Source organism: Streptomyces sp. NPDC007856, from assembly GCF_042868225.1.
Lineage (GTDB): Bacteria > Actinomycetota > Actinomycetes > Streptomycetales > Streptomycetaceae > Streptomyces.
Genome location: NZ_JBIAEC010000003.1, coordinates 600040 through 626227, shown reverse-complemented (window position 1 = coordinate 626227; position 26188 = coordinate 600040). Strand labels below are relative to the sequence as shown.

The 26188-nt window shown below is 69.9% G+C and carries 25 protein-coding genes, 1 tRNA gene and 1 pseudogene; 14 read left to right on the top strand and 13 right to left on the bottom strand.

The window, feature by feature from the left end:
* Positions 1-12: 12 nt before the first annotated feature.
* The 4 genes from ACFYOH_RS10935 to ACFYOH_RS10920 all read right to left on the bottom strand — a co-directional run bounded on the left by ACFYOH_RS10935 (position 13) and on the right by ACFYOH_RS10920 (position 2426).
* Positions 13-843: an MBL fold metallo-hydrolase gene (locus ACFYOH_RS10935; protein ID WP_388623601.1), complete on the bottom strand. Its 831-nt coding sequence runs from the start codon at positions 841-843 to the stop codon at positions 13-15.
* Complete coding sequence (locus ACFYOH_RS10930; protein ID WP_388623598.1) at positions 840-1724, bottom strand: NUDIX hydrolase; 885 nt, start codon at positions 1722-1724, stop codon at positions 840-842. The genes ACFYOH_RS10935 and ACFYOH_RS10930 overlap by 4 nt, the downstream gene beginning before the upstream one ends.
* 79 nt (positions 1725-1803) lie before the next feature.
* Positions 1804-2268 (bottom strand): RidA family protein, encoded by a 465-nt coding sequence (locus tag ACFYOH_RS10925; protein ID WP_228624160.1) that lies wholly within the window; start codon positions 2266-2268, stop codon positions 1804-1806.
* Positions 2265-2426, bottom strand: a complete 162-nt coding sequence (locus ACFYOH_RS10920; protein ID WP_003975360.1) for a DUF4177 domain-containing protein — start codon at positions 2424-2426, stop codon at positions 2265-2267. The genes ACFYOH_RS10925 and ACFYOH_RS10920 overlap by 4 nt, the downstream gene beginning before the upstream one ends.
* A 140-nt stretch (positions 2427-2566) precedes the next feature.
* On the opposite strand from ACFYOH_RS10920, the gene ACFYOH_RS10915 reads away from it, so the two are divergent.
* Positions 2567-3544, top strand: coding sequence for an ArsA-related P-loop ATPase (locus ACFYOH_RS10915; protein ID WP_388623595.1), 978 nt, complete (start codon positions 2567-2569; stop codon positions 3542-3544).
* Positions 3541-4980, top strand: a complete 1440-nt coding sequence (locus ACFYOH_RS10910; RefSeq protein WP_388623592.1) for an ArsA family ATPase — start codon at positions 3541-3543, stop codon at positions 4978-4980. The genes ACFYOH_RS10915 and ACFYOH_RS10910 overlap by 4 nt, the downstream gene beginning before the upstream one ends.
* A 558-nt stretch (positions 4981-5538) precedes the next feature.
* Here the strand turns inward: ACFYOH_RS10910 and wblA are convergent.
* Positions 5539-5877 carry a transcriptional regulator WblA gene (gene wblA / locus ACFYOH_RS10905; RefSeq protein WP_018547931.1) on the bottom strand — a complete coding sequence of 113 codons (339 nt, stop codon included), beginning with the start codon at positions 5875-5877 and terminating at the stop codon, positions 5539-5541.
* A gap of 493 nt (positions 5878-6370) precedes the next feature.
* Here wblA and ACFYOH_RS10900 point away from each other — a divergent pair, with 493 nt between their 5' ends.
* The gene (locus ACFYOH_RS10900; RefSeq protein ID WP_388623589.1) at positions 6371-8707 is read left to right on the top strand and encodes a transglycosylase domain-containing protein; all 2337 of its coding nucleotides are present in this window, start codon (positions 6371-6373) and stop codon (positions 8705-8707) included.
* Between the two features lie 177 nt (positions 8708-8884).
* Here the strand turns inward: ACFYOH_RS10900 and ACFYOH_RS10895 are convergent, their stop codons facing one another.
* On the bottom strand, positions 8885-9352 hold the full coding sequence (locus ACFYOH_RS10895) for a GatB/YqeY domain-containing protein (RefSeq protein WP_388623587.1): 468 nt from the start codon (positions 9350-9352) through the stop codon (positions 8885-8887).
* 198 nt (positions 9353-9550) lie between these two features.
* Here ACFYOH_RS10895 and ACFYOH_RS10890 point away from each other — a divergent pair, with 198 nt between their 5' ends.
* The 4 genes from ACFYOH_RS10890 (at position 9551) to ACFYOH_RS10875 (ending at position 12116) form a co-directional block, all read left to right on the top strand.
* Positions 9551-10504, top strand: a complete 954-nt coding sequence (locus tag ACFYOH_RS10890) for a metallophosphoesterase (RefSeq protein WP_388623584.1) — start codon at positions 9551-9553, stop codon at positions 10502-10504.
* Between the two features lie 55 nt (positions 10505-10559).
* Entirely contained in the window at positions 10560-11318 is a 759-nt protein-coding gene (locus ACFYOH_RS10885; RefSeq protein ID WP_388623581.1) for a Pr6Pr family membrane protein, read from the top strand.
* A gap of 74 nt (positions 11319-11392) precedes the next feature.
* Positions 11393-11466: transfer RNA gene (locus ACFYOH_RS10880), tRNA-Pro, on the top strand.
* 233 nt (positions 11467-11699) lie between these two features.
* The gene (locus ACFYOH_RS10875) at positions 11700-12116 is read left to right on the top strand and encodes a hypothetical protein (protein WP_388623578.1); all 417 of its coding nucleotides are present in this window, start codon (positions 11700-11702) and stop codon (positions 12114-12116) included.
* A 70-nt stretch (positions 12117-12186) separates the two neighbouring features.
* On the opposite strand, the gene ACFYOH_RS10870 is transcribed toward ACFYOH_RS10875, so the two are convergent.
* Positions 12187-12750 (bottom strand): site-specific integrase, encoded by a 564-nt coding sequence (locus ACFYOH_RS10870; RefSeq protein ID WP_388623575.1) that lies wholly within the window; start codon positions 12748-12750, stop codon positions 12187-12189.
* 122 nt (positions 12751-12872) lie between these two features.
* Complete coding sequence (locus ACFYOH_RS10865; RefSeq protein WP_388623572.1) at positions 12873-14309, bottom strand: DUF6177 family protein; 1437 nt, start codon at positions 14307-14309, stop codon at positions 12873-12875.
* 513 nt (positions 14310-14822) lie between these two features.
* Between ACFYOH_RS10865 and ACFYOH_RS10860 the strand changes: the two are divergent.
* Positions 14823-15194, top strand: a pseudogene (locus tag ACFYOH_RS10860) (glycosyltransferase); the annotation flags it as partial.
* A 7-nt stretch (positions 15195-15201) separates the two neighbouring features.
* On the opposite strand, the gene gltX reads toward ACFYOH_RS10860, so the two are convergent.
* The 3 genes from gltX to ACFYOH_RS10845 form a co-directional block, all read right to left on the bottom strand.
* Positions 15202-16575 (bottom strand): glutamate--tRNA ligase, encoded by a 1374-nt coding sequence (gltX, locus tag ACFYOH_RS10855; protein WP_388623888.1) that lies wholly within the window; start codon positions 16573-16575, stop codon positions 15202-15204.
* A gap of 181 nt (positions 16576-16756) precedes the next feature.
* Positions 16757-17419 carry a hypothetical protein gene (locus ACFYOH_RS10850; RefSeq protein WP_388623569.1) on the bottom strand — a complete coding sequence of 221 codons (663 nt, stop codon included), beginning with the start codon at positions 17417-17419 and terminating at the stop codon, positions 16757-16759.
* Complete coding sequence (locus ACFYOH_RS10845; RefSeq protein ID WP_388623566.1) at positions 17416-17886, bottom strand: hypothetical protein; 471 nt, start codon at positions 17884-17886, stop codon at positions 17416-17418. Before ACFYOH_RS10845 ends, ACFYOH_RS10850 begins: the two co-directional genes overlap by 4 nt.
* 290 nt (positions 17887-18176) lie before the next feature.
* Here ACFYOH_RS10845 and ACFYOH_RS10840 point away from each other — a divergent pair, with 290 nt between their 5' ends.
* A complete protein-coding gene (locus ACFYOH_RS10840) occupies positions 18177-18446 on the top strand; it encodes a DUF3761 domain-containing protein (RefSeq protein ID WP_388623563.1) in 270 nt (89 codons plus the stop codon).
* 65 nt (positions 18447-18511) lie between these two features.
* Here the strand turns inward: ACFYOH_RS10840 and ACFYOH_RS10835 are convergent, their stop codons facing one another.
* Positions 18512-18766, bottom strand: a complete 255-nt coding sequence (locus tag ACFYOH_RS10835; protein WP_388623561.1) for a hypothetical protein — start codon at positions 18764-18766, stop codon at positions 18512-18514.
* 376 nt (positions 18767-19142) lie between these two features.
* Between ACFYOH_RS10835 and ACFYOH_RS10830 the strand changes: the two genes are divergently transcribed.
* Complete coding sequence (locus tag ACFYOH_RS10830; RefSeq protein ID WP_388623558.1) at positions 19143-21797, top strand: WD40/YVTN/BNR-like repeat-containing protein; 2655 nt, start codon at positions 19143-19145, stop codon at positions 21795-21797.
* A gap of 113 nt (positions 21798-21910) precedes the next feature.
* Here ACFYOH_RS10830 and ACFYOH_RS10825 read toward each other — a convergent pair whose 3' ends face one another.
* Complete coding sequence (locus ACFYOH_RS10825) at positions 21911-22747, bottom strand: undecaprenyl-diphosphate phosphatase (protein ID WP_388623554.1); 837 nt, start codon at positions 22745-22747, stop codon at positions 21911-21913.
* Between the two features lie 150 nt (positions 22748-22897).
* Here ACFYOH_RS10825 and ACFYOH_RS10820 point away from each other — a divergent pair, with 150 nt between their 5' ends.
* The 4 genes from ACFYOH_RS10820 (at position 22898) to ACFYOH_RS10805 (ending at position 26178) form a co-directional block, all read left to right on the top strand.
* Positions 22898-23287, top strand: coding sequence for a BlaI/MecI/CopY family transcriptional regulator (locus ACFYOH_RS10820; RefSeq protein ID WP_388623551.1), 390 nt, complete (start codon positions 22898-22900; stop codon positions 23285-23287).
* A 41-nt stretch (positions 23288-23328) separates the two neighbouring features.
* Positions 23329-24270 carry a M56 family metallopeptidase gene (locus tag ACFYOH_RS10815; protein ID WP_388623548.1) on the top strand — a complete coding sequence of 314 codons (942 nt, stop codon included), beginning with the start codon at positions 23329-23331 and terminating at the stop codon, positions 24268-24270.
* 228 nt (positions 24271-24498) lie between these two features.
* Complete coding sequence (locus ACFYOH_RS10810; RefSeq protein ID WP_388623545.1) at positions 24499-25170, top strand: hypothetical protein; 672 nt, start codon at positions 24499-24501, stop codon at positions 25168-25170.
* A gap of 96 nt (positions 25171-25266) precedes the next feature.
* Complete coding sequence (locus tag ACFYOH_RS10805; RefSeq protein WP_388623542.1) at positions 25267-26178, top strand: hypothetical protein; 912 nt, start codon at positions 25267-25269, stop codon at positions 26176-26178.
* Positions 26179-26188: the final 10 nt, after the last annotated feature.

Genomic DNA, 26188 nt, shown 5'->3' with positions numbered 1-26188 from the left:
CGGGAGCCGTGGCTAGATCAGCCCGTGCTCGCTCAGATAGTCCAGCTGGGCCCGTACCGACAGCTCGGCCGCCGGCCACAGGGAGCGGTCGACGTCGGCGTACACATGGGCGACGACCTGGGCCGGGGTGCGGTAGCCGTCCTCGACCGCCGTCTCCACCTGGGCGAGCCGGTGGGCGCGGTGGGCGAGGTAGAACTCGACGGCGCCCTGGGCGTCCTCCAGGACCGGCCCGTGACCCGGCAGGACCGTGTGCACGCCGTCGTCCACCGTCAGGGACCGCAGCCGGCGCAGGGAGTCCAGATAGTCCCCCAGGCGGCCGTCCGGGTGCGCCACGACCGTCGTACCGCGCCCGAGGATCGTGTCACCGGTCAGCACCGCCCGGTCGGCCGGCAGATGGAAGCACAGCGAGTCCGCGGTGTGCCCGGGGGTCGGTACGACCCTCAGCTCCAGGCCGCCGACGGTGACCACGTCCCCGGCGGCCAGGCCCTCGTCGCCCAGGCGCAGCGCCGGATCGAGGGCACGCACGCGCGTGCCGGTCAGTTCCGCGAAACGGGCGGCGCCCTCGGCGTGGTCGGGGTGGCCGTGGGTGAGCAGGGTCAGGGCTATGCGCTTGCCGGCCTTCTCGGCGGTGTCGACGACGTTGCGTAGATGGCCCTCGTCCAGGGGGCCCGGGTCGATCACCACGGCCAGGTCGGAGTCGGGCTCGGCGACGATCCAGGTGTTGGTGCCGTCCAGGGTCATCGCGGAGGCGTTGGGCGCGAGGACGTTGACGGCCCGTTCGGTGGCCGGGCCGGAGAGCACCTGGCCACGGGGCTGGCCCGGCAGGGTGGCTGCGTCGGTCATGCGGGGCCTCCACCGGTGGTCGTCGGTGCCGTCGGAATGTGCTTCGTGAACTCCTCGTGCCCCGGCCAGGACAGGACAATCTCATCGCCCTGGAGGCGGGCGCGGGCCAGCACCGGCGTCATGTCGCGCCCCGGGGCCGCCGCGAGCGTCCCGGCGGCGGTGGCGTACGGCAGCAGCTGGCGCAGGGTGGCGATGGTGGGCGGCATCATCAGCAGCTCGCCCTTGTCGTAGCGGGCGGCGGCCTCGGCGGGGCGGATCCACACCGTGCGGTCGGCCTCCGTGGAGGCGTTCCGGGTGCGCTGGCCCTCGGGCAGGGCGGCCACGAAGAACCAGGTGTCGTAGCGGCGGGCCTCGAACTCCGGGGTGATCCAGCGGGTCCAGGCGCCCAGCAGGTCCGAGCGCAGCACCAGCCCACGCCGGTCCAGGAACTCGGCGAAGGACAGCTCGCGCGCGACCAGCGCGGCCCGGTCCGCCTCCCAGTCCGCCCCGGTGGTGTCGCCGACGACCGACTCGGCGTCGGGCCCGGCGAGCAGGACGCCGGCCTCCTCGTACGTCTCCCGCACGGCCGCGCAGACGATCGCCTGGGCGCCCGACTCGTCGACGCCGAGCCGCTCGGCCCACCACGCGCGCGTGGGGCCCGCCCAGCGCACCGTACGGTCGTCGTCGCGCGGGTCGACACCGCCGCCGGGATACGCGTACGCGCCTCCGGCGAAGGCCATGGAGGCGCGTCTGCGCAGCATGTGGACCGCGGGGCCGTCCGGCGTGTCCTTCAGGAGCAGGACCGTGGCCGCGCGCCTCGGGGACACCGGGGTGAGCGTGCCGTCCGCGAGCGCGCGGATGCGGTCCGGCCACTCCGGGGGGTACCACTGACCGTTCGCCATGGGCGGAGGCTATCCCGCGCAGTGCGAATGTTCGAGAGGTACCCGAGGTCAGCGCGGTCCGGCGGACCGGTTCCGGGGGCTACTGGGCGAGCTCGACCTGGATCTCGACCTCCACCGGCGCGTCCAGCGGCAGCACCGCCACGCCGACCGCGCTGCGGGCGTGCACGCCCTTGTCGCCGAGGACCTCGCCGAGCAGTTCGCTGGCGCCGTTGACGACACCGGGCTGCCCGGTGAAGTCGGACGCGGAGGCCACGAAGCCGACGACCTTCACCACGCGCGCGATGCGGTCCAGGTCACCGACCACGGACTTCACGGCGGCCAGCGCGTTCAGCGCGCAGGTGCGGGCCAGGTCCTTGGCCTCCTCGGCGGTGACCTCGGCGCCGACCTTGCCGGTGACCGGCAGCTTGCCCTCGACCATCGGCAGCTGGCCGGCGGTGTAGACGTACACACCGGACTGCACGGCCGGCTGGTACGCGGCCAGCGGCGGTACGACCTCCGGCAGGGTCAGGCCCAGTTCGGCCAGCTTGGCCTCGACCGCGCTCATGCCTGCTTCTCCCGCTTCAGGTAGGCCACGAGCTGCTCGGGGTTGTTGGGTCCGGGCACGACCTGGACGAGCTCCCAGCCGTCCTCGCCCCAGGTGTCCAGAATCTGCTTCGTGGCATGGACGAGCAGCGGCACGGTTGCGTATTCCCACTTGGTCATGGGGCCGACTGTAGCCGCTGCGACCGGGGGGACGGCGACCTGTGTCCGCGGGGTAGGTGACCTGTGACCTTGGGGACAGTGACCTGCGTTATCCACAGCCTCCCGCGTGAGTGTCGAGCGGACTGGTTAGGCTCGAAGACGTGAGCAGGCTCCAGGTCGTCAGCGGCAAGGGCGGGACCGGAAAGACGACGGTCGCCGCCGCACTGGCGCTGGCCCTCGCGACCGAGGGGAAGCGGACGCTTCTCGTGGAGGTCGAGGGCCGGCAGGGCATCGCCCAGCTCTTCGAGACGGAGGCGTTGCCGTACGAGGAGCGGAAGATCGCGGTCGCCCCCGGCGGCGGTGAGGTGTACGCCCTCGCCATAGACGCCGAACTGGCCCTTCTGGACTACCTCCAGATGTTCTACAAACTCGGCGGCGCGGGCCGGGCCCTGAAGAAGCTCGGCGCGATCGACTTCGCCACCACCATCGCACCGGGCATCCGGGACGTCCTGCTCACCGGCAAGGCGTGCGAGGCCGTGCGCCGCAAGGACCGCTCCGGGCGGTTCGCGTACGACTACGTCGTCATGGACGCCCCGCCGACCGGCCGCATCACCCGTTTCCTGAATGTGAACGACGAGGTGGCGGGCCTGGCGAAGATCGGCCCGATACACAATCAGGCGCAGGCGGTGATGCGGGTGCTGAAGTCGCCGGAGACGGCCGTGCACCTGGTGACGCTGCTGGAGGAGATGCCGGTCCAGGAGACCGCCGACGGCATCGCCGAACTGCGCGCGGCACGGCTGCCGGTGGGCCGGATCATCGTGAACATGGTCCGGCCGGAGGTGTTGGACGCGGCCGACCTGGAACTCGTACGGACCGTGGAGCGTTCCTCCGTCGCACAGGCGCTCTCGGCGGCCGGGCTGGGCGGGGCCCGGCGCGGCGGGAACGCGGAGAAGCTGGTGGACCCGCTGCTGGACCAGGCGGCGGAGTACGCCGAGCGGTACGCGCTGGAGCAGGAGCAGCGCGCGGCGCTCGGCGAGCTGGGGCTGCCGCTCGGCGAACTGCCGCTGCTCGCCGAGGGCATGGACCTGGCGGGCCTGTACGAACTCGCCACCGAGCTGCGGAAGCAGGGGTTGACATGAGTCCGGACCCGGCCGAGGCACCCGAGGCACCCGAAACAGCACGGACGGCCGCGGGGCCGGAGAAAGCCGCGGGCCGGAAGAAGACACGCGGGCAGGAGAGGACCGACGCGCGGGCCAAGGCCGACGGGCGGGAGAAGGCCCACGGTCTCTCCCCCGCGCGCGTGCTGGACGTCGACCCGCTGCTGGACGACCCGAAGACCCGGATCGTGGTGTGCTGCGGCTCGGGCGGGGTCGGCAAGACGACGACCGCGGCGGCCCTCGGCCTCAGAGCGGCCGAGCGGGGCCGCAAGGTGGTCGTACTCACCATCGACCCGGCCCGGCGGCTGGCCCAGTCGATGGGCATCGACTCCCTCGACAACGTCCCGCGCCGAGTGAAGGGCACCGAGGGCGAGGGTGAGCTGCACGCCATGATGCTCGACATGAAGCGCACCTTCGACGAGGTCGTGGAGGCGCACGCGGACCCCGAGCGCGCGGCCGCGATCCTGGCCAACCCCTTCTACCAGTCGCTCTCGGCGGGCTTCGCGGGCACGCAGGAGTACATGGCGATGGAGAAGCTGGGCCAGCTGCGCGCGAAGGACGAGTGGGACCTGATCGTCGTCGACACCCCGCCGTCCCGTTCGGCACTGGACTTCCTGGACGCGCCGAAGCGGCTCGGCTCCTTCCTGGACGGCCGGCTGATCCGGCTGCTGACGGCCCCCGCCAAGCTCGGCGGCCGCGCGGGCATGGCCTTCCTCAACGTCGGCATGTCGATGATGACCGGCACGCTCGGCAAGCTGCTGGGCGGTCAGCTGCTGAAGGACGTGCAGACGTTCGTGGCGGCGATGGACACCACCTTCGGCGGGTTCCGTACGCGCGCGGACGCCACGTACAAGCTGCTCCAGGCGCCCGGTACGGCGTTTCTGGTGGTCGCGGCCCCGGAGCGGGACGCGCTGCGCGAGGCGGCGTACTTCGTGGAGCGGCTGGCCGCGGAGAAGATGCCGCTGGTCGGTCTGGTGCTGAACCGGGTCCATGGCAGCGGCGCCGGCCGGCTGTCGGCCGAGCGGGCGCTCGCCGCCGCCGAAAATCTTGAGGACCCCCGCATTGTGGATCAGGGGGGCGGGAAAGCTGGACTTCGTAACTCTCCCGACACATACGGCAGTTCGCGATCTCCCGCATCCGAGGCCGCTACCGACGCCCCAGCTTCCGAGGAAGGCTCCCCCGCCGATACGGAGCGCTCCGTCGACCGGCTCACCGCGGGTCTGCTGCGACTGCACGCCGATCGCATGCAGCTGCTCTCGCGCGAGCAGCGCACGCGTGACCGTTTCACCGCCCGTCACCCCGAGGTGGCGGTCGTCGAAGTACCCGCGCTGCCCGGCGACGTCCACGACCTCGTCGGCCTGCGCGACATCGGCACCCGGCTGTCAGCGGGCACAGCAGGGCAGACGGAGCGGCCGTAGCAGGGCCCCGGGGGCCGACGGCCTACCGCTGCGGCGCGGTCGGCTGCGTGGCTGTTTCCGCGCGGCGCCATGCGGGGCGAGCGGTCGTACGTGCGTGGGTGGCACACCTGCGGCCGACGTGAGCGAGGCATGCGCAGGCGGCGTGCGTCACACATGCGCGGCCGACGTGAGCAACGCATGCACGGACAGCGTGCGTCACCTGTGCGGACGGCGCAGCTGACGCATCTGCGCACGAACGGCGTCGGCTCTACAGACGAACGCACGGCACCGACGCCAGCGGCGGCTCACGCGCGGGCGCGAGGCCGACCACCGTCTCCTCAGGCGGGGCGGCGAGGCCGATCGTGGCTTCCCCAGGCGTAGGCCCGACCGGCGCTTCCCGCGTCCCATCGCTTCCCGAGCCGCTTCCGCATCCCCGGCGTATCGGCGTACACCCCGCTCGGCGCCCCGGGCCTGAGCCCGACCCTGCTTCCGTGGCGCACGCCGGAAGTTTCCCTTGGCGTATGCCGGATCGGAGCCTCGTGCCCCGGGGATGTGCCGGAGGGAATGCCCTCGGCTTCCTCAGCTCACCGCCGCGTAGTTCTCGTACACCTCGTCGTTGTCGAGAGGCACGATGCCCGCACCGCGCTCGTACTCCGAGCGGGCGGTCTCCAGGAGCCTGCGCCAGGAGGTCACGGTGGGCCGGCGGCGCAGCAGTGCGCGGCGCTCCCGCTCCGTCATGCCTCCCCACACGCCGAACTCCACGCGGTTGTCCAACGCGTCGGCCAGACATTCGGTGCGTACCGGGCAACCGGTGCACACCGCCTTGGCCCTGTTCTGCGCTGCTCCCTGAACGAACAGTTCATCCGGATCGGTAGTGCGGCAGGCGGCCTGCGCACTCCAGTCGGTTACCCAGCCCATACCGGCGCCGTCCTCTCCCGAATCGAGGCTCCCCCACGGCGGCAGCGGCATATTCACCGCCGCCAGTTGAGGACGTTACGGAAGGTGGACACAGCGCAACACCCCCTTCGGGCCCAATCTTGAATGGCCCGAACGGACTATGGGTTAACGGCAGATCACCCGCGGGAGTGAGCTGGCGACATGTGCGACCATCCCGGCAAACCAGGACAGCTGTGGTGCGCCACAACGGGCGCCGGGTGACACATGAGGCGGATTCGGACACGTCCTCCTCAGAAGCCGGTCACGCCCACGTGCGAAAAATGGGGTACACCCGGAACGATTCGGGGTCGCCGGACGTATTGATACGTGACCGCACTGCTGTGACAGTTGAGAGCAGCTTAGGCCAAGGCCTGCGCGCGTGTCCGGCGAATGGGAACGTAGGGCGTCCCCCTTTGCCGTGCCGTGATGCGGTCACCCTTTCGGAACGCTCATCAGTACGGATTAGGCTGCCCCCATGCCAAAGAAGCGCTCGGGCGGTGGTCTGTCGCCAACGCAGCAGGCCGCCAAGTTCCTCGGTGTCAGTGTGCTCGCCGGAGCCGTGATGGCGGGCATCGCGCTGCCCGCGGCCGGCGCGCTGGGCCTCGCGGCCAAGGGCTCGGTCCAGAGCTTCGACGAGATCCCGGCCAACCTCAAGAGTCCCCAGCTCAGTCAGCGCACGACCATCCTGGACAACCAGGGCAAGCAGATCGCGAGCGTCTACTCCCGCGACCGTACGGTGGTGGACCTCAAGGACATGTCGCCGTACATACAGAAGGCGATCGTCGCGATCGAGGACGCGCGCTTCTACCAGCACGGAGCGATCGACCTCAAGGGCGTCCTGCGCGCCCTGAACAAGAACGCGCAGGAAGGCGGCGTCGCCCAGGGCGCCTCCACGCTCACCCAGCAGCTGGTGAAGAACTACTTCATCGAGGAGGCCGGCGACGACCCGACGAAGGTCGCCGAAGCCACCCAGCAGACCCTCGGTCGCAAGATCAAGGAGCTGAAGTACGCGATCCAGACCGAGGAGAAGCTCGGCAAGAAGAAGATCCTCGAGAACTACCTGAACATCACGTTCTTCGGTGAGCAGGCCTACGGAGTCGAGGCCGCCTCCCAGCGCTACTTCTCCAAGCACGCCAAGGACCTGAACCTCCAGGAGTCGGCGCTGCTGGCCGGCATCGTGCAGTCCCCGAGCCGCTACGACCCGGTCAACGACGAGGCGGAGGCCACCAAGCGGCGCAACACCGTGCTCCAGCGGATGGCGGACGTTGGCGACATCTCCCAGAAGGAGGCCGACCAGGCCAAGCAGACGCCGCTCGGCCTGCACCCGAGCCGGCCCAGGAACGGCTGCATCACCGCGGTCAGGGGCGCCGGCTTCTTCTGCGACTACGTCCGCGACGTCGTCCTGAACGACCCGGTCTTCGGCAGGACCAAGGAGTCCCGGGCCAAGCTGTGGAACCAGGGCGGCCTGACGATCCGTACGACGCTCGACCCGCAGGCGCAGGACTCGGTGCAGGCGTCCATCAAGAACCACGTCTACCAGTCCGACCCCGTGGCGACCGCCGCGACCATCGTCGAGCCAGGCACCGGCAAGATCCTCGCCATGGGCCAGTCCCGCCCGTACGGCTTCGGCACGAACGAGACGCAGATCAATCTCTCGGTCAACTCGGACATGGGCGGCGGCGCCGGCTACCAGCCCGGTTCGACGTTCAAGCCGATCGTCGCGGCGGCCGCGATCGAGGGCGGCAAGCCCCCGACGCAGAAGTACCCGTCGCCGTACGAGATGCCGTACCCGAGCCCCGTGCAGGCGTGCGACGGCAAGGTCTGGCGCAACGATCCGAACAACCCCGCCAAGCTGCAGAACGAGAACGAGTCGGAGCACGGCCCGTACGGCATGAAGGAGGCGACCGCCAAGTCGGTCAACACCTACTACGTGCAGCTGATCAGCGACATCGGCATCTGCCCCGTCACCGACATGGCGAACAGGATGGGCGTGCGGCGCGCGGACGGCCGGGCCATCGACCAGGCCCCCTCCATCGCGCTGGGCACCCAGGAGATGTCGCCGCTGACGATGGCGAACGCGTATGCCACCTTCGCCTCGCGCGGCATGTACTGCACCCCGATCGCCATAGAGTCGATCACGCAGAAGGTCGGCAGCGCGGAGAAGTCCCTCCAGGTGCCCAAGTCGACCTGCTCGCGCGCGATGTCGGAGAAGACCGCCGACACCATCAGCACGATCCTCAAGGGCGTGGTCGAGGACGGCACGGGTCAGCAGGCCGGCCTCGGCGACCGCCCGAGCGCGGGCAAGACGGGTACGACGGACGAGCGCTACGCGGCCTGGTTCGTCGGCTACACCCCCAACATGGCGGGCGCGGTCTGGGTCGGCGACCCGGCCCACAAGCGCCAGATGAAGAACATCACCATCGGCGGCGTCTACAACGAGAAGGTCTACGGCGGCCAGGTCCCCGGCCCCATCTGGCGCGACATGATGACCGGCGCGCTGACCGGCAAACCCGTGGAGGACTTCAACCTGATCAACATCCCCGACGACCACAAAAAGGGGGATGGTCAGGGAAAAGGACAAGGGGGGACCGACGGGGGCAACAACGGGACCAGCACGGGCGGGATCGGCGGACTGATCGGCGGACTGACGGACGGCGGCACGGCTGACGGCGGCACGGTCAACGGCGGCACCACGGGTGGCACGATCGGCGGCGCCACCCCGGCACCGACCTTCTCCCTCCCGGGCAACTTCATCCAGGGGCAGACGAACGGCGGAACCAACGGGAACGGAAACGGGGGCTGGCGGGGGTGACCCCGTGACCCCGTGATGTGAGTACGGCGGGGGGGGGGGGGGGGGGGGGGGGGGGGGGGGGGGGGGGGGGGGGGGGGCGGCCGCGGGGGGGGGGCGCCGCCCCCCCCCCCCCCCCCCCGCCGCCGTATCTGCCCGTTCGGTGTGCCCGCGATGCGCCGGCGCCCGTGGTGCCCGGGGTCAGCCCTGGAGGAGCTTCTTCACCGCGGCGGCCACCCGGCCGCCCTCGGCCTGGCCGGCCACCTTCGGGTTCACGATCTTCATGACGGCACCCATGGCCCGCGGCCCCTCGGCGCCGGCCGCCCTGGCCTCATCCACGGCCTGGGCGACGATCGCGTTCAGCTCGTCGTCGGACAGCTGCTTGGGCAGGTACTCGGCGAGCACCTCGCCCTCCGCCTTCTCCCGCTCGGCCGACTCGGCACGACCACCCTGCGCGAAGGCCTCGGCCGCCTCCCGGCGCTTCTTCGCCTCGCGGGTGATCACCTTGAGGATCTCGTCGTCGGAGAGCTCCCGCTTCTCCTTGCCCGCGACCTCCTCCTTGGTGATCGCGGCGAGCGTCAGCCGGAGCGTCGAGGAGCGGAGCTCGTCGCGCTCCTTGATCGCGGCGTTGAGGTCGTCGTGCAGCTTCGACTTGAGCGTGGTGGTCATGGGATCGATTGTCTCAGGTGTGCGGCCGTGAACGCCCGTTGATTTAGGGGGAACGCCCGTCGAGTCAAGGGGAACGCCCGTCGGGTCAGGGGGAACGCCCGTTGACTCACGGGGGACGTCTGTGGACTCAAGAGGGACGTCTGTTGATCGAGAGACGGCCGGTCTCGTCGGCGTCCGTGCGTCTGACACGATGGACGCATGCGCGCGCGATACGGAGTACCCCTGGGAATCATGGCGGCAGGCGCCGCCGGTCTGGCGTACGCGGCGGGCTTCGAGGCCCGCTCCTTCCGCCTCCGACGGGTGACGGTCCCGGTCCTCCCGCCGGGCATGCGTCCGCTGCGCGTGCTCCAGGTCTCCGACATCCACATGGTGAGCGGCCAGCGCAAGAAGCAGCGGTGGCTGCAGTCGCTGGCGGGCCTGCGCCCGGACTTCGTGATCAACACGGGCGACAACCTGTCGGACCCCGAGGGCGTGCCCGAGGTGCTGGACGCCCTGGGCCCCCTGATGGAGTTCCCGGGCGCGTACGTCTTCGGATCCAACGACTACTACGGCCCCAAACTCCGCAACCCCGCCCGCTACTTGCTGGAGAAGGCGAGCGGCCGGCACGGCCTGAACGGCAACCCGCCGGCGGTCGGCGTCATCCACAACCCGTGGGAGGACCTGCGCGACGGCTTCGACGAGGCGGGCTGGCTGAACCTGACGAACACCCGCGGTGTCCTGAAGATCGAGGGCGTCTCGATCGAGCTGACGGGCCTCGACGACCCCCACATCAAGCGCGACCGCTACGCCCGGGTGGCCGGCGGTCCCTCGGCGCCGTACGACTTCTCGATGGGCGTGGTGCACGCGCCGTATCTGCGGGTGCTGGACGCGTACGCGGCGGACGGCTACCCCCTGATCCTGGCCGGCCACACGCACGGCGGTCAGCTGTGCATCCCGTTCCACGGCGCGCTGGTCACCAACTGCGACCTGGACACGGACCGCGTGAAGGGCCTGTCCACCCACACGGCGGACGGCCACACCTCCTACCTCCACGTCTCGGCGGGCTGCGGCACCAACCGCTACACCCCTGTCCGCTTCGCATGCCCACCGGAGGCGACGCTGCTGACGTTGGTGGGCGGTAGCGGTCCGGCCGTAACCCGCCCGGGGTCGTAACCCACCCGGGCCAAGCCGAATAGCCGCACCCCTCCCCCGCTCCTAGCGTGAGGGCATGACCGCCCCGATACCCAGGGACATCCCGGACCTGCCCGCGGTGCCGGGCCCGCCCCTGCTGCTGCCCTCCCCGGTCCCGGCCACGGCCGTAGTGGCGCCGATCCGCCGCCCCGTGGTCGCGCTCTTCCGCCTCCTGACCGCCCTGGTGGCGGCGGGAGGCGTGGCCCTGGAGCTCCTGCTCGGCGCCCCGGCCCGCATCCTGAGCTACTTCGGCGTCCAGGCCGCCCTCCTGCTGGCCATCGCCATGCTCATGTCGGCATCGAGGGCCTGGCGCGCCCGCCGCCCCCTGTCCTCCGCCGTGACAGGCGCCACACTCCTCTACGTCGTGATCTCGGCGCTCGTCTACCACCTGCTGCTGGCCCACACGACGCCCCCGTTCTCCATGACCGGCGCGACGACGCTCCCGGAGCGCTGGCACGGCTCATGGGCGACCCTCCAGATCCTGCACACGCTGACACCGGTGGCGGCCGTGCTGGACTGGCTGCTGCTGACACCCGCCGCCCGTCTGCACCTCCGCCAGGCGGCCGGCTGGCTTCTCTACCCTCTGGCCTACCTGGCCTTCTACCTGATCCGAGCGGCCTTCCTCGCCCCCACGAACCCGGCCCGCTACCTCTATCCCTTCCTGGACGTGGCGACCCACGGCTACCGCAGCATCCTGGCCAACGCCCTCCTCCTGGGCCTCGCGATGTACGCCCTCGCCGTCCTCCTCGTGGCCCTGGACCACACCCGCCCCAGCCCGGTCCGCCGCCGCGTCTAAACCGGATTTCGTCTACAGCCACCGGTGGGCTAAAGTAAACGTCGTCGCCGCGAGAAGCAGGACTGCAGCGACGCCGGGGTGTAGCGCAGCTTGGCAGCGCGCTTCGTTCGGGACGAAGAGGTCGTGGGTTCAAATCCCGCCACCCCGACGCTGGTCAGAGGCCACATACCAAGATTGGTATGTGGCCTCTGTCGTGCTCGGGGCCAAACAGGGGGCCAAAGCAAGTCGATCTCCGCCCGAAGGCTTGGGTTCTCAGCTTTACTGCTGCCGTGGATCAAGGCATAGCAGGGTTGGTAGGAGCTGCGGTCGGGGGGCTGATCGGCATCGTGGGCACGTTGGGGGCTGCCCGACTAACCGGGAAAGATCAGAGACGGACCCAGCATGAGCACTGGCGTCGACAACTGCGGCGGGATGCCTTCGGTCAGCCTTGTGAGTCAAGCGACGGAAGCTCTCAGGCTGGGTGACAGTGCCGCAGACGCCTTCGAAGCGCGCGCCCCCTCCTCTGCTCGCCTCTCCGAACAGTTCAGCGAAGTAGTCGAGCGTCTGGACGTCGCCGGGAGTCTGATCGCTCTTGAAGGACCGGAGGAAGTGGCAAACGAAGCCGGCGAGGTCATTACGGAGCTGCACTCATGGGCGAACGCTTTGGACATCGCTATAGCCGTCAGAGAGGGCCGACACACGTTCCCCTCTGAGCTGTGGTCCGTCCCTTCCCTTGAGGAGCTGGTCGAGGATGGAGAGCGCAGCCACGAAGCCGTAGCCACCTTCACCGCAAACTGTCGGAGTCTGTTGGACTGCTAACTCCGTGCATCTCAGTGACCCGCTCGGGACCGCCCAATCACGTCACTGACATGCATGTTTCGGATGAAGGTCAGTCCCTCAGTGTCGTCATCTGCCCCTCAGCGAAGATGTCATCCATGGCTTCAGCCTCCTCCGTGATCACCGGACGAAGCTGCTTTCGGTAGACCGCCTCCGTAGTGGCCTGACTGCTGTGGCCCACCAGGAGCGCGATTCGCTCCAGCGGGATGCCGTGGTCCGAGAGCAGGGACACGAAGCTGTGCCGGAGCTCCCGAGGCGTCCACTCCGGCTTGAGCCCGGCTTTCTTCACGACGGCCTTGAAGTCGCGCCGGACGTTGGTCGCATCGAGCGGCTCGCCGGTCCGGGTCGTGAAGACGCGGCCGGTAGGGCTCCACTCCAGCCCTTGCGATGCCCGCTCCTGCTTCTGCCAGCGCAGGTGCTCTTCGAGGACGTCGACCACCTGCTTCGGCAGAGCGATGGTCCGGCGGCTCTTCCTGGTCTTGGTCTCACCGTGCTTGCGCACCGAGCGCCACACCGCGACGTGAGGCGGGAGACCGTCCTCCGGCTTCAGGAAGACGTGGTCCCAGGTGAGGGGCCGCGCCTCTTCCGTGCGCACACCGCTGAGAAGCGAGAGCACGAGATAGGGGTCGGCGACCGGGCACCTTCAGTTCGGTCGCGCACCGTCACGCCCTCGTGGCTCGCAGCTCATATCGCACGCAGCCGAGGCGGGCCGCCGCTGGGTCGATGGCGCGGCGACTGTCAGGACGGTCGGGCAGCTGCCCCGCTTCCACCTTTCAGGCGTTCGTTTATGCGTCGCAGGCGTTGCCAGGCGGCGGGGTCGGTGCCGTCGCCGAGCGGGTAGTGCAGGGCGGGGCAACCGGCCGGGCCGAGTTGGGTCGGGGGGCAGTCCGGCAGGGCGCTGCGGGCATGATTGATGTCGAGGTCGGCCACGGCATCCGGGCCGAGAGTAAGAGAGACCGGAATCGACGGCGGTTCGTAGTGGGCGGGAGTGGTCAGGTCTGCGCGCGCCGCGCGGAGTTCACTGATCATGGTGGCGAGGTTGCGCCTGGCCGCAAGGGACTCGGCGAGCTGGGGCAGCAGTTCGACCGGTGCTCTCTCGTCTGCGGCATAACCGAGAGCCAGCGTGATGTGCTCCTCTACGCCCTTTCGTGTGTGAGCGATGCGCAAGGTGGCGATCGCAGGGCGGTCGGCGGTGCCTACGGCGACAGTCCAGGTGGGCTGGGCCTGGCGGGCGCGGCTGCGGGCCAGGTCGGTCAGCTGCCTTGGCGACCAAGGGACGTTGACGGGCTCGGCGGTGGCCCATCCGGCCGGCGGCGATCCGGTGAGGGTCTGCCAGGCGTCCTCCAGAGCGCCACCGAGTATCAGGTGCTCCTGGGCGGGATGGATGGTGCGGATGGACAGCAGCAACTGCCGTTCACCGCCCTTGCCAAGCGGGGGTTGGAAGACGTCAGCGATCTGGAGGCCGTTGTCGGCAGCCGGGGTGAAACGTCCGTCGTGCCAGCGCAGTACGGCTCCGGAGAGGCCGTCGTAGTAGCCGATCTCGGGGTGGCGTACGACCCAGCGTGCGGGCATGCGCTCCAGCACGGTGCGGGTGGGCAGGCTCAGCCGGCTATTGGGGGACGTGACGAGATACAGCTCCCGTCGGCCCTGTGCCACGGTGCGCACCGCCTCGGTCAGCCATGTCGTGGCGGCAACGACCGGGCGGTCGTAGATGACGATGACGCTCTTGTCGGTCAGCACATCCGCATCTGTCAGTACGTCCACGTCAGCGGACGGGACCGTTATCTCACCCGTGGCCGGTACCGTCACGACGTCGGTATGGGCGGCTTCCGGCGGCCATGTGATGCCGCCGAGCAGCGTTGTCAGCCGTCCCGCGACCGAGCCGGCCAGCAGCCTGGCTTCCGCGATGGCGGTGGACGCCCGCACCTCGGTCCACCACACCGGTCCCTCTGTCTCAACGCCAAGCCCCAGCAGCCGCTCCGTCTCGCCCGGCACCTGCAGGTAGCGGGGGGCCTCCACGGAGACCAGGAGCTTTCCGTCGTCCGTGCACAACTGGGCCACGGATCCCCCACCTGCCCGGTTCACGCGCAGGTCCGGGCCGCCGGCGTGCAGTGCGGCCAGCAGCGTCTTGATGTCCGGCGTCTGCGGGGTGAGGGCGATGACGTCCTGGGGCATGTATTGCTTTCTGTCAGAGAGGACGAAACCCGGCGCTCAGTACCGGCCCGAGAGTTCTTCGAGGGCGTCCAGGGACGGGGCTTCTTGAGGGGCGCCCTCGACGACCAAGCCGATCTCCGGATGCGGCGGACTCTGCGCTACCCACGACAGCGCGGCCAGCGCACTGAGCCCTTGGCCATGAGTAACCCGCTGGCCTAGCAGCCATTGGGCGCCCGCTTCGAATGCCACCTCGCCAGCATCTGTTGCATGTGCGGCCAGGACGTCCAGACCTCTGCGGCCGTTTCCGTTACGCGAGCGGATATCTTCAGCGCCCTGCGACCCTCACTACCCTGCTGATACTCGCGCCCTGCTCATTCCTCGTCGTCAGAACGTTGAATCGCCGACCTCCTACGGAGGAACGGCGGTGCCCCGCAACAGAGTTGCGGGGCACCGTGGGGCTACCGGAGGGCGACCGCGCGTGCACGCAGATCGGCCTGCCACCCGACGTGTCTGGGCAGCCCTCGCCGGCGCCCCCCGGCCAGCGGCAGCAACACCATCGGCCTCGACAGCGCGCACTACGACGTCGAGGGCGAGCGGTACCTGCGTCTGCGGCGCGCCTGTGACGTCGGCGTCTTCTTCCCCCGCATGCGGGAGGACTGTAGCCGCTGCGCCGACGAGGCTTTACTCCTCGGCCTGCCCTGCCTCATCCGCCCGGTGGCCGGCCTGGGCGACCTCGCCGCGCTGACGGGCCAGCCGGCCCCGGACCACCGCCGTCTTCCGGCACAGGTCCGAGAACGCGCGGCATCACGCCGAACCAAGGCAAAGGCGGCGTACGAGGCCCTGGCCCGGTTCCACCTCAACCACTTCGGCGACGCCTGGGGCAATCTCCTGGCGCAGGTCGCCTGACCGGCGACTAAGCCTGCGCGGCCAGCTTCTTGCTGGCAGCTTCCAGACGGGCCAGCACGCGGTCCCGGCCGAGCAGCTCCATGGAGTCGAACAGCGGGAGTCCGATCGTCCGGCCGGTGACCGCGATCCGGATGGGTGCCTGGGCCTTGCCCAGCTTCAGCCCGTGCTTCTCGCCGACGGCGAGCAGCACAGCCTTCAGGTCGTCCGCCTTCCAGTCCGCGACGCCGGCCAGCTCGGCGCGGGCGTCCGACAGGATGTCGCCGGCACCTGCCTTCATCGCCTTGTTCCACGACGCCTCGTCCTCGACCGGCTCGTCGAGGAACAGGAAGTCCACATAGCTGGTGATCTCGGAAAGCAGCGCCAGCCGGGTCTGGGCCGGGGAAGCCGCAGCCTCGAAGACGTCCTTGTCGAACGCCTCCGGCCGCCACGGCGCGTACGGGGCGACGAGCCACGGTACGCAGGCGGCGGCGAACTGCTCCGGTGACAGGGCGCGGATGTACTCGCCGTTGAACGCCGTCAGCTTCTTCACGTCGAAGAAGGCCGGCGCGGTGTTCACGTCCTCGATCCGGAAGAGCTGCTCCAGCTCCTCGTACGGCCTGATCTCCCGGTCCTCACCCGGGCCCCAGCCGAGCAGCATGAGGTAGTTCACCATCGCCTCGGGCAGGAAACCCTCGGCGAGGTAATCTTCCAGCGCCACCTTGTCCCGACGCTTGGACAGCTTCTGCCGCTTCTCGTTCACGATCACCGGCAGATGCGCCCACACGGGCGGCTTGGCACCGAGCGCCTCCCACAGCAGCTGCTGCTTCGGCGTGTTCGACAGGTGCTCCTCACCACGGATGACCTGTGTGATTCCCTCATCCAGGTCGTCCACGACGTTGGCGATCAGAAAGACCGGGGACCCGTCGCCACGGGCGATCACGAAGTCCTCGATCGCGCTGTTCGGGAACGCCGGCTCCCCGCGGACCAGGTCGACCACGACGGTCTCTCCCTCGTCCGGCGTCCGGAACCGCAGCGCCCGCCCCTCCTCGAAGACCAGCCCCCGGTCGCGGCAGAACCCGTCGTACCCGAGGTGCTCCGACTCCGTGCGCTCCTTCAGCTGCTCCCGGGTGCAGTCGCAGTAGTACGCCCGGCCGGCCGCGAAGAGCTGCTGAGCCGCTTCCCGGTGCCGGTCGGCGCTGTGCGACTGGAAGTACGGCCCCTCGAAGGCCGGGTCCTCGCCATGGATACCGATCGCCTCCAGTGCGCTGATGATGCCCTCGGTCCACTCCGGCTTGTTCCGGGCCGCGTCGGTGTCCTCGATCCGCAGGACGAACGTGCCGCCGGACTGTCGCGCCACCGCCCAGTTGTAGAGAGCGGACCGTGCACCACCGACATGGAACATGCCGGTCGGGGACGGGGCGAAACGAACGCGAACCGGGGCAGTAGACATGCGCTCCAGGGTATCGATGCCGGACATGAGCACCGGAGCACTCGCCTTACCGCGGCACAGACGTTTTCGGCCGTGCTCCTTCTGCTCGCTCGTCTCCTTCCACGGCCCCGATAGAGTGCGATCCGCTTCGTCGTTACAGCTGATCCATCCAGTTCCGAATAGCCTGGTCCAGACGCGAGCGCAGCCGGGCAGCCGCCGTCGTGCCAGGAAGCAACTGCGGATACGCCTCGCTGTCCTTCTTGGCTATCAGCGCTCCAAGCGTGTCCGAGCGTTGCGACGGGAAGACGAGCGATAGCTTCTTTCCGCCCAGTTCCTGCGCCAGTCCAAGAAATCCGCGGCCGATTCCAAGGGATGGTGAGGTGCTGTAGCACTTCGCTTCCATTGCGGCTACGAGTCCTCTGCTCCGAGGGTGGACCATGGCCCGACGGCTCCGCTCCGCCTCCTGCTGGTCAAGGACCGCAACGTCACACTCGTGAGCCACCTTCGATGTGGGTGCCGCCACGTACACGCCGAGGTGAATCTCCAGCTGCTTTCGGAGGCCAGGAAAGCGGACCACGGCGTACGTGAAGTCACCAGACCACAGGTTTCCGGGCGATCTGCGGAAGCGGAGTGCAGTGGCTGGGTTCGTGCCATCTTGCGTCAAGAGCACGGATCCGCCTGCCGCTCGAGCAGCGTCAACGCACACGACAAGCAGCGACGCCTCGTATAGATCCGACTCGTCAGCGTTGTTTCGATACACAGGCTGTAGAGCACCGATCGCCTGCTCAATAGCCTGAATCAGGTCAATCCTGCTCACTGGACCTCCGTGATGACATCGGCCTCGCCAGACAGCAACTCGCGGACGATCCTTCGAGCTATGCGTGCGCGCTCCATCTCAGCCTTGAGGTCAAGGTGTGTGGGTGACTCCAGCTCTGGGTCGCCGAATCGGATGGTCGTCTCCATCTGACGCTCCATAGTGAGGTCCAGTAGCGCCTTGCGTGAGGCGTACATGGTCTCGGCCATGGTGAGAAGGGCCGATCGCACCAGCTCGATTCGCTCCTCGTCGGTGTACGGCAGTACGGCGATGTCAGTCTTGCCGAGTGGCGGAAGTTCGGCCTCAGCTAGACGACTGGCACGGGCCTCGTACTCTCCCTCCTGTTTGAGCCGCTGCTCAGAAGCCACTCGGCCTTGCCGAACCTCCTGGCTCAGCTCGTCAGCCAGGGACGGAAGCTCCTCCCTGAGTCGCGCCATAACGCGCGCGAACTGATCGCTGTCGACAGGCACGCCGCTTGCCCTCCTCTGATGTCGGGACCAGGACTGTACCCAGGACGACTGACAACGTAGGGCGATGTCCCCACAGACCTGGCCGCTGAACTGGCACTGCTCACGACCCACCGCTGCGAGCTGATCGCCGACCGGGTCCAGTCTGCTCATTCGCCTGCAACGAGACGTGGACGCGCCTGGTCCAGACCCAGCGGCTCACCGCTGTTGGATAGTCCGATAAGAGTCACTGATCAGTTGAAACCCGTATAGAGTCCCCTCTGCACTTGTTCGATTCAAAAGGGGGGGTCCCTTTGCGTGCTCGTCTTGCCGCCTCGGCTGTGGCTGTCGCCGTGGCCGGCGTCTTCTTCAGCGCACCGACCGCGTCTGCGGTGACGTTGCCGTCCACCAACACCGCCCACCACTGCGTCCACCACACCACGGGCGTGTGTGGCTGGACGCACCACCAAAAGCCCAAGGACAAGTACGAGACCGCGAAGTGCGTGGATGCCACGCTGTCCTACTCGCGGCACTCGCAGGGCACTTGCTCCCACCACCATGGCGTCCGCTACTGGTTCAAGTAGGCCGCCGCCCACACGCTGCGTAACACGAGGGCCCTGACTGACCGTCAGGGCCCTCTCGTGGCCGACTACACCTCGTTGAAGCCACGCGAGGCGTCGTAGATGTCAGCCTCGATGATGACCACAAAGAAGCTGGTCACGACGTAGTGGACCATTACCTGGTCCTCCCAGGCCGCGCGCGTAACAGTGTCGGTCCTGTAGGCGAGGTGACTGTCGGCGCCTTCAGGATCGGCTGCGATCCTGTCGACGAGCCGCAGGAACTTCTCCCGATCTGCGGTCGGCATGTAGTCACGGAACCGCACCACCTGCTCGGTGAACTGCACGCGTCTCTTCATCGGGGCAGGATTCCATGGACACGGCGCGGGCACCTGCACGGAATCTCAGTCGAGGCCTGCCCGCCTGCAGATCGTGCGGGGAACCACCGTGGACCCTGGTGATCGTCCACGACCACTCCGTGTCGGAGTAACGGAGAACCGGCCCCCTGCGCTGCAAGCAATGAGGCGTGCTCCCGCTCCGGAAGGGTGGGATGGCCAGCGGGGCGGATTTTCACAATCGTTACGTTTGTTGGGCTATAAAGTCGCTGTAAACCCCTGTGGTTGGGGGAGGGCACAGGAGTAGCGTTCCGGCGCTCGGCAGTAGGAGATCAAGTGCGGCCGTAGGGGCGGCTGCCACTTACGCCGAAGAAGCCGGAGACAGTCCATGCGTGTGTATTCCGCACGGCGCAGATCGCGCCGCGGGACGGAGGGTGGTGGGCGGTCGGCTTTCGCCGTCGTCGCCGCCGCGCTTCTGATAGCGGGGACGGGACCCGTCGCCGCATACGGAGTGGACAGCGACTCGGGAACCGGCCGCCATGACGTGGCGGGCCAGGAGGCCCATGAACTGATGGAGTCCCTCGACTCGTTCAACGAGCCGAGGCTCTCACCCAGCGCGCAGATCGCGCCGGGCGCGTACGCCGGCGCCTGGGCGCACATCAAGAGCATGCCGGTCGCGTCGGGCAGTTGGAGCGAGGTCACCACCTCGCCGTACAACGAGGACGCGCTGCACTACCGCGACCGGTCCGCCTCCAACTCCGGGGGTGGCGCGGGGCATTCGGCCGGTCGTATCGCCGCCCTGGCCACCGATCCGACGCATCAGGGGGTCGTGTACGCGGGTGCCGCGGGCGGGGGTGTGTTCCGGTCCGCCGACAACGGCAAGACCTGGACGCCGATCGCCGACCGGCTGCCCGCCCTGTCCGTGGGCGCCCTCGCGGTCGCGCCCGACGGCTCGCTGTGGCTGGCCACCGGTGAGGCGACCACCGCCTCCGACAACTACCTCGGCAGCGGCGTCTACCGGCTCGCCGACCCGGTCAGCGGCAGCTTCAGCGAGAGCGACAAGGTGGGCGGCACCGAGCTGGACAGCAGCTCCGTCCACACCCTGACCTTCGACAAGGCCGCCGGTTACGTCTTCGCGGCCTCCTCGCACGGCGTCTTCCGGCGCCCGCTGTCGGCCGGGCAGGACGCCGCCTGGTCCAAGGTTCTCGCCCCGTGCGCGGGCGTCGGCATCAGTGGCGTGGCCTGCGGGGTGGACAGCCACTACGCGGACATCGCCAACGACATCGCCGTACAGCCCGGCAGCGACGGCAAGGAGCTGCTGGCCAACGTTGCCTGGCGCAGCGGCGCCGACTACAACGGCTTCTACTACTCCGACGACGCCGGCACCACCTGGAAGCGGTCCAACCCGACCGGCGCGATCAACCCCGCCGAGATCGGCAACGCCGCCTTCGCCTACGCGGCCGACGGCAGCAGGCTGTACGTCTCGATGGAGTCCCCCAAACTCCTCAACAAGACGTCCGGCTCCGGCGTGTACTCGGTGCTCGCCGGCGTGTACGTCAGCCGGAGCGGCAACGCCAGCGGCTCGTTCCAGCAGATCGCGACCTCCTCCTCGCTGTCGGCGAGCGGTTCCGCGATGAAGATCAACGCGATCGGCTCCGGCTACCAGCCCGGCTCCCAGGCCTGGTACGACCAGGTCATCGCGGTGGATCCGAGCGACCCGAACCATGTCTACCTGGGCCTTGAGGAGATGTTCGAGTCCCGGGACGGCGGCGCCACCTGGAAGGCGATCGGCCGGTACTGGAACTTCGGCATGAAGTGCTTCTCGTACGACCCGGCCGCGAACTCCTGCGACGGCGACGTGATGCACTCCGACCAGCACGCCCTCGCCTTCTCGCAGTGGAAGGGCAGCACGCCGGAGGTGTTCGTCGGCAACGACGGCGGTGCCTACGCCCGTCCGACCGCGCAGACGACCGCCGGCTGGCGCAACCTCAACGAGTCCGGCACCCTCCGCGACCTGCAGTACTACTCCGTGCGCGCGGGCAGGACGACCGACGGCAGCGGCGACGCCGTCTGGGGCGGCCTGCAGGACAACGGCGTCTCGCTGCTCGCGCCCAAGGGCGCCACGTACCAGGGGCAGCAGCTCAACCCGGACGGCGAGATGGTCTCCCCGTTCGGCGGTGACGGCGGCGACCAGCTGGTCAACCCGGACAACGGCTGCCAGACGGTCGGCGAGTACGTCGACCTCGCGCTGCAGATCACGAACAACTGCGGCTACACCGCGAGCGTCGACGGCTCCGAGGACGTCATCACCGACATCGCACCCGGCGACCCGGGCGCCCGCTTCATCGCCCCGTTCAGCGCGGACGAGACCGACCCGAACGGCCTGTGGGTCGCGGGCGGCCAGTACGTCTGGGGCAACACCAGGACCTGGAACAGCACCTCCGGCGCCGACTGGACCAAGCTGTACGACCTGGGCGCCGGCCACTCCGCCTCGGCGGTCGCCAGCCGCGACCATGTGACGTGGGCGGCCTGGTGCGGACCCTGCTCGAAGGTCGACGGCACCTTCGGGCGCGGTATCGCCACCAACTACGGCGGCACCTGGCACCAGGTGAGCCTGCCTGCCGCCTTCCCCAACCGGTACATCTCCGGTCTGGCCATCGACCCGTCCGACGCCTCCGGCAAGACGGTCTACGCGGTGATCAACGGCTTCTCGCGGCACTGGAACGAGGGCCCCGGCGCCGGCTACGGCCACGTCTGGAAGACCACCGACGGCGGCACGACCTGGACGGACGTCAGCGGTGACCCCGCGGCCTCGGACTCCTTCCCGGACGCCCCGGCCAACTCGGCGCTGATCACCAGCAAGGGCACCCTCGTGGTCGCCACCGACCTGGGCGTGTTCACCAGCACCTCGGCCGGCCACTGGGCGCGCCTGGGCACGAACCTGCCCACCTCGCCGGCGGTCTACCTCTCGCCGAGCCCGGACGGCAGCCAGGTGTACGTGGCCACGCACGGCCGCGGCATCTGGAAGACCCGGACGCCGTAACACCGGCGACAGCGCAGGGGCCCCGGACCGCCCGCTCGGTCCGGGGCTCCTTGCTGCGACTGGCCCACCGAAGCGGCGCCCGCTGACGGCCGTCGGGCCGGCGGCCCGTCCGGTCAGGCGCTCAGCACCCCGGTGGCCAGCAGGCCCAGCAGACCCACGCCGATGACGATGCGGTAGATCACGAAGGCGTTGAAGGAGTGCTTGGCGACGAACTTCAGCAGCCAGGCGATGGAGGCGTAGGCGACCACGAAGGAGACGGCGGTGCCCACGGCGAGCGGGACGACGCCGACTCCGGCGCCGACGGCGTCCTTCAGCTCGTACAGGCCCGCGCCGGTCAGGGCCGGGATGCCGAGGAAGAACGACAGCCGGGTGGCGGCGACGCGGTCGAGGTCCAGGACGAGCGCGGTGGACATGGTGGCGCCGGAGCGGGAGAAGCCGGGGAAGAGCAGGGCGAGGATCTGGGAGCAGCCGACCCACATCGCGTCCTTGAAGGTCGTGTCGTCCTCGCCGCGCTTGTGCCGGCCCATCTGGTCGGCCGCCCACATCACGGCCGAGCCGACGATCAGCGAGCCGGCCACCACCCACAGCGAGCCCAGCGGGCCCTCGACCAGCTTCTTTGCGGCCAGGCCGACCACGACGATCGGGATGGTGGCGTAGATGACCCACCAGGCGAACTTGTAGTCGTGGTGGTAGCGCTCCTCACGGTTGCGCAGTCCGCGCCCCCAGGCGGAGACGATCCGCACGATGTCCTTGAAGAAGTAGAACAGCACGGCGGCGATGGCGCCGACCTGGATGACGGCGGTGAAGCCGACGACCGAGGTGTCCTCGACCGGGATGCCCATCAGCCCCTCGGTGATCTTCAGATGACCGGTCGAGGAGACGGGCAGGAACTCGGTCACCCCCTCGACGATGCCGAGAACAACGGCCTGACCGAGGTTTATGGCGCTCATCGGGGTCCTTTCGTGGCTCGCCGCCCCGCCGTCCGCCGTCCCGCCTGTCCCCGGGCCGGGGACACATGGCACACTCGGACGACGGCAGCATTTACACGGCCGTAGAAGTTCTACACGACTGTAGAAGATCAGCGGGAGAACGACAAACCCATGGGCGCCCACACACAGGGACGCGGCCCGAAGCGGGCCAACGGAGTGCGCGAGGCCGAACTCCTCGGCCTGCTGCAGCGGGCCGAGGGCGCGCTGACCCCCGGGGAGGTCGCCGAGCGGCTCGGGGGCGAGCTGACGTACAGCAGCGTGGTCACGATCCTCACCCGCATGCACACCAAGGGCCTGCTCGGCCGCACTCCCCGCGGCCGGGCCTACGCCTACGCCCCTGTCACCGACGACGCCGGGCTCGCCGCCCGCCGGATGCGCACCGTCCTGGAGGAGCGGCCCGACCGCGAGGCCGTCCTCGCCCGGTTCGCCGACGAACTGTCCGACACGGACGCCGAGTTGCTGCGCCAGCTGCTCGGCCCCGACCAGCACCCCGGCCAGTAGGACCGGCAGGAACCGGTAGGAACAGGAAGGAGCCGCTCGGAATGCATGTCGCCGTCTATCTGCCGCTGCTGCTCTCGCTCATCGCCCCGCTCGGCGCCCGCCCGCTCGCCGAACGCTGCGAACCCCGCCTCGCCACCTGGCTGCTCACCGCCTCGTCCCTGGTGCTGGGCGCGGCGAGCACGACATCCCTGGGCCTGCTGGCCGTGGCCGGACTGATCCGTGTCCCGCAACTCGCCGCCCTGGGCCACTGGTCGGCCGGCACCGCACAGCACGACGCCCCCGCCGCGCTGTCCGTCTCGCTGATCGCCGGCCTGCTGCTCGGCGGCGCCGTGCTCATGGCGGCACGGATGCTGTGGCGCCGGGCCCGTTCACTGGCCGCCGCCGCGTGGGATGCCGCCTGCATGCCCGCCCGGGACGGTCTGGTCGTCGTCCCCGACGACGCCCCCGACGCCTTCGCCATCCCCGGACTGCCCGGCCGGGTCGTCGTCTCCACCGGCATGCTGCACACCCTGGAGGAGTCCGAGCACGACATCCTGCTCGCCCATGAACGCGCCCATCTGACCGCCCACCACTACGCCTTCGTCGCCCTCGCCCAACTCGGCGCCGCCGCCAACCCGTTCCTGCGCCCCTTCGCCACCGCGGTCACCTACACCATCGAGCGCTGGGCCGACGAGAACGCGGCCGCCTCGACCGGTGACCGCAGGCGGGTCGCCCGCACCGTCGGCAAGGCGGCCCTCGCCGCGCACCGCACCCCCGCGCTCGCCCGGATCGCCGGTGCGGCCCTCGGCTTCCTCGGCCGCCGCAGCCCCCTCGCCAAGGCCGGGCCGGTCCCCCGCCGCGTCGCCGCGCTGCTGGCTCCGCCGCTGGGCCGCCACCCCGTCCTTACGGCGGCGACGGCGGCGGTCCTTACGGCGGCGACGCTGGCCACGGCGGAGGCGGCCCATGACTTCCATCTGCTGCTGCGGACGGTTGGCGTGTCCTGACGGCCGGCTCATGCGGTGCGGCCGTTTGCGACGCAGCGCCGTTGGGGTGCGGGCCGTTCCCGACTGCGGGTGTGTGTGGGTTGTTCGCGCCCGCGCGGCGGAGCCGCACATCGATACAGCCCGGCAGGGTGAAGCACGCCGGGCACAGGCACTGAGCACCGTCGAGCCCTCTCCCCCGTTCGGCCCGCTTCCCGCGTGCCCGCCCGTACGCCCCAGTAAGGTGGAGCCGTGATCCTCGCGCAGCCCGCCGCCGACACGGCCGGGGCCCGCATCCGCCAGGCGGTGCGGGCCTCCGTTCTGGTCGCCGTGCTGCTCGGGCTGTTCCTCATGCACGGCGGCCCGGCCGCGGCCGCGGGCGGCTGCCACGGGGCCATGCAGACCACCGACACCGCCGTCATGGGATCGGCATCCACCCCGACGGCTGCGCACACGCACCCGATGCACTCGGCACCCGCGACGCAAGCCGCGCACCCCGCCGACCACGTCGCAGCGGCAGGCGACAAGGCCACCGCGCCCACGGACAAGATGCACTCGGCACCCGCGACGCAAGCCGCGCACCCCGCCGACCACGTCAAAGCGGCGGGCGACAAGGCCACCGCGCCCACGGACGAGATGCGCTCGGCACCCGCGAGGCAGGCCGCGCGCGGCAGCGGCCGCCCCGCCACCACGGCCGCCAAGGCGGCCACCCCCCGCGTGGACGAGGCCATGCGGGGTGCGTTGTGTCTGGCCACGACGCCCCGGTCCGGGATCCCGGCGCCTGCGCTCGCGGCGGCCGCCCTCGTGTTCCCGGCCGCAGCCCTGCTGCCGTGCGCCCGGCCCGGTTCCGACGGAACCCGTCGCCGGGGTCCACCGGCCGGCGGGCGCCGACTCCTGCTCCAGGCGTGCATCGCGCGGACGTGACGAGACCCCCGGGATCCGGCTCGTCGCCGCCGTCCCGCACGGCTCTCCCACGTTCGGCCGCGCCGCCTCACGGCGCCCGCCTGGAAAGACACATTTATGACCCAGCGTTTCCGCACATCCCGCCGCGCCCTCGCCGCGGCCGCCGCCACCGCGGCACTCACCCTGACCCTCGCCGCCTGCGGCTCGGACTCCGGCTCCGGCCACGGGTCCGGCATGGACCACAGCGCCACGCCGTCCCCGTCGGCGTCGGACGACGGCATGGCCTCGATGCCCGGCATGGAGCCCGTGTCCGCCGGCAACGGCCTGGCCGCCGCGAAGGACGGCTACAAGATGGTCTCCACGGCCGCCACCGTCCCCGCCGGCAAGGCGAGCGCGTACCGCTTCGCCATCACCGGGCCGGACGGCAAGCCGGTCACCGGGTTCGCCGTCGACCAGACCAAGCGGATGCACTTCTACGCCATCCGCTCCGACCTCACCGGCTTCCAGCACCTGCACCCCACCATGGCCGCGGACGGCACCTGGAGCGCGCCGCTGGCCACGCTGCAGCCGGGCACCTGGCGGCTGTACGCCTCCTTCGTCCCTGACGGCGGCGCCGGCAAGGGCAAGGACTTCGTCCTCAGCCGCACCGTGAAGGTGTCCGGCATGGCGATGCCCGACCCCCTGCCGAAGGCGTCCGGCACCGCCACCGTCGACGGTTACACCGTGACGGTGAAGGGCGATCCGATGGCGGGCATGGCGCACCAGCTGACCGCCACCGTCACCAAGGACGGCAAGCCGGTCACCGACCTCCAGCCGTATCTCGACACCTACGCCCACCTGACCGCGTTCCACCAGGGCGACCTCGCCTTCGCCCACCTCCACCCGGAGACTGAGGTCGACGGCGACCACGGCGGGCCGGCGCTGAGCTTCCACGCCCAGTTCCCCCAGTCCGGAAACTGGCGGATGTTCCTCCAGTTCCAGACCGGCGGCAGGCTGCACACCGCGTCCCTCACCCTGCGCGTCGGCTGACCGAGCACGG

Bases quoted from the DNA above. Each gene is read 5' to 3' on its own strand.
- wblA (WP_018547931.1), bottom strand. From the start codon at position 5,877: ATGGGCTGGGTAACCGACTGGAGTGCGCAGGCCGCCTGCCGCACTACC.
- ACFYOH_RS10925 (WP_228624160.1), bottom strand. From the start codon at position 2,268: ATGAGCGCGGTCGAGGCCAAGCTGGCCGAACTGGGCCTGACCCTGCCG.
- ACFYOH_RS10815 (WP_388623548.1), top strand. From the start codon at position 23,329: ATGCATGTCGCCGTCTATCTGCCGCTGCTGCTCTCGCTCATCGCCCCG.
- ACFYOH_RS10900 (WP_388623589.1), top strand. From the start codon at position 6,371: ATGCCAAAGAAGCGCTCGGGCGGTGGTCTGTCGCCAACGCAGCAGGCC.
- ACFYOH_RS10830 (WP_388623558.1), top strand. From the start codon at position 19,143: ATGCGTGTGTATTCCGCACGGCGCAGATCGCGCCGCGGGACGGAGGGT.
- ACFYOH_RS10865 (WP_388623572.1), bottom strand. From the start codon at position 14,309: ATGCCCCAGGACGTCATCGCCCTCACCCCGCAGACGCCGGACATCAAG.
- ACFYOH_RS10930 (WP_388623598.1), bottom strand. From the start codon at position 1,724: ATGGCGAACGGTCAGTGGTACCCCCCGGAGTGGCCGGACCGCATCCGC.
- ACFYOH_RS10895 (WP_388623587.1), bottom strand. From the start codon at position 9,352: ATGACCACCACGCTCAAGTCGAAGCTGCACGACGACCTCAACGCCGCG.
- ACFYOH_RS10935 (WP_388623601.1), bottom strand. From the start codon at position 843: ATGACCGACGCAGCCACCCTGCCGGGCCAGCCCCGTGGCCAGGTGCTC.
- ACFYOH_RS10920 (WP_003975360.1), bottom strand. From the start codon at position 2,426: ATGACCAAGTGGGAATACGCAACCGTGCCGCTGCTCGTCCATGCCACG.
- ACFYOH_RS10820 (WP_388623551.1), top strand. From the start codon at position 22,898: ATGGGCGCCCACACACAGGGACGCGGCCCGAAGCGGGCCAACGGAGTG.
- ACFYOH_RS10890 (WP_388623584.1), top strand. From the start codon at position 9,551: ATGCGCGCGCGATACGGAGTACCCCTGGGAATCATGGCGGCAGGCGCC.
- ACFYOH_RS10875 (WP_388623578.1), top strand. From the start codon at position 11,700: ATGAGCACTGGCGTCGACAACTGCGGCGGGATGCCTTCGGTCAGCCTT.
- ACFYOH_RS10885 (WP_388623581.1), top strand. From the start codon at position 10,560: ATGACCGCCCCGATACCCAGGGACATCCCGGACCTGCCCGCGGTGCCG.
- ACFYOH_RS10910 (WP_388623592.1), top strand. From the start codon at position 3,541: ATGAGTCCGGACCCGGCCGAGGCACCCGAGGCACCCGAAACAGCACGG.
- ACFYOH_RS10825 (WP_388623554.1), bottom strand. From the start codon at position 22,747: ATGAGCGCCATAAACCTCGGTCAGGCCGTTGTTCTCGGCATCGTCGAG.
- gltX (WP_388623888.1), bottom strand. From the start codon at position 16,575: ATGTTCCATGTCGGTGGTGCACGGTCCGCTCTCTACAACTGGGCGGTG.
- ACFYOH_RS10805 (WP_388623542.1), top strand. From the start codon at position 25,267: ATGACCCAGCGTTTCCGCACATCCCGCCGCGCCCTCGCCGCGGCCGCC.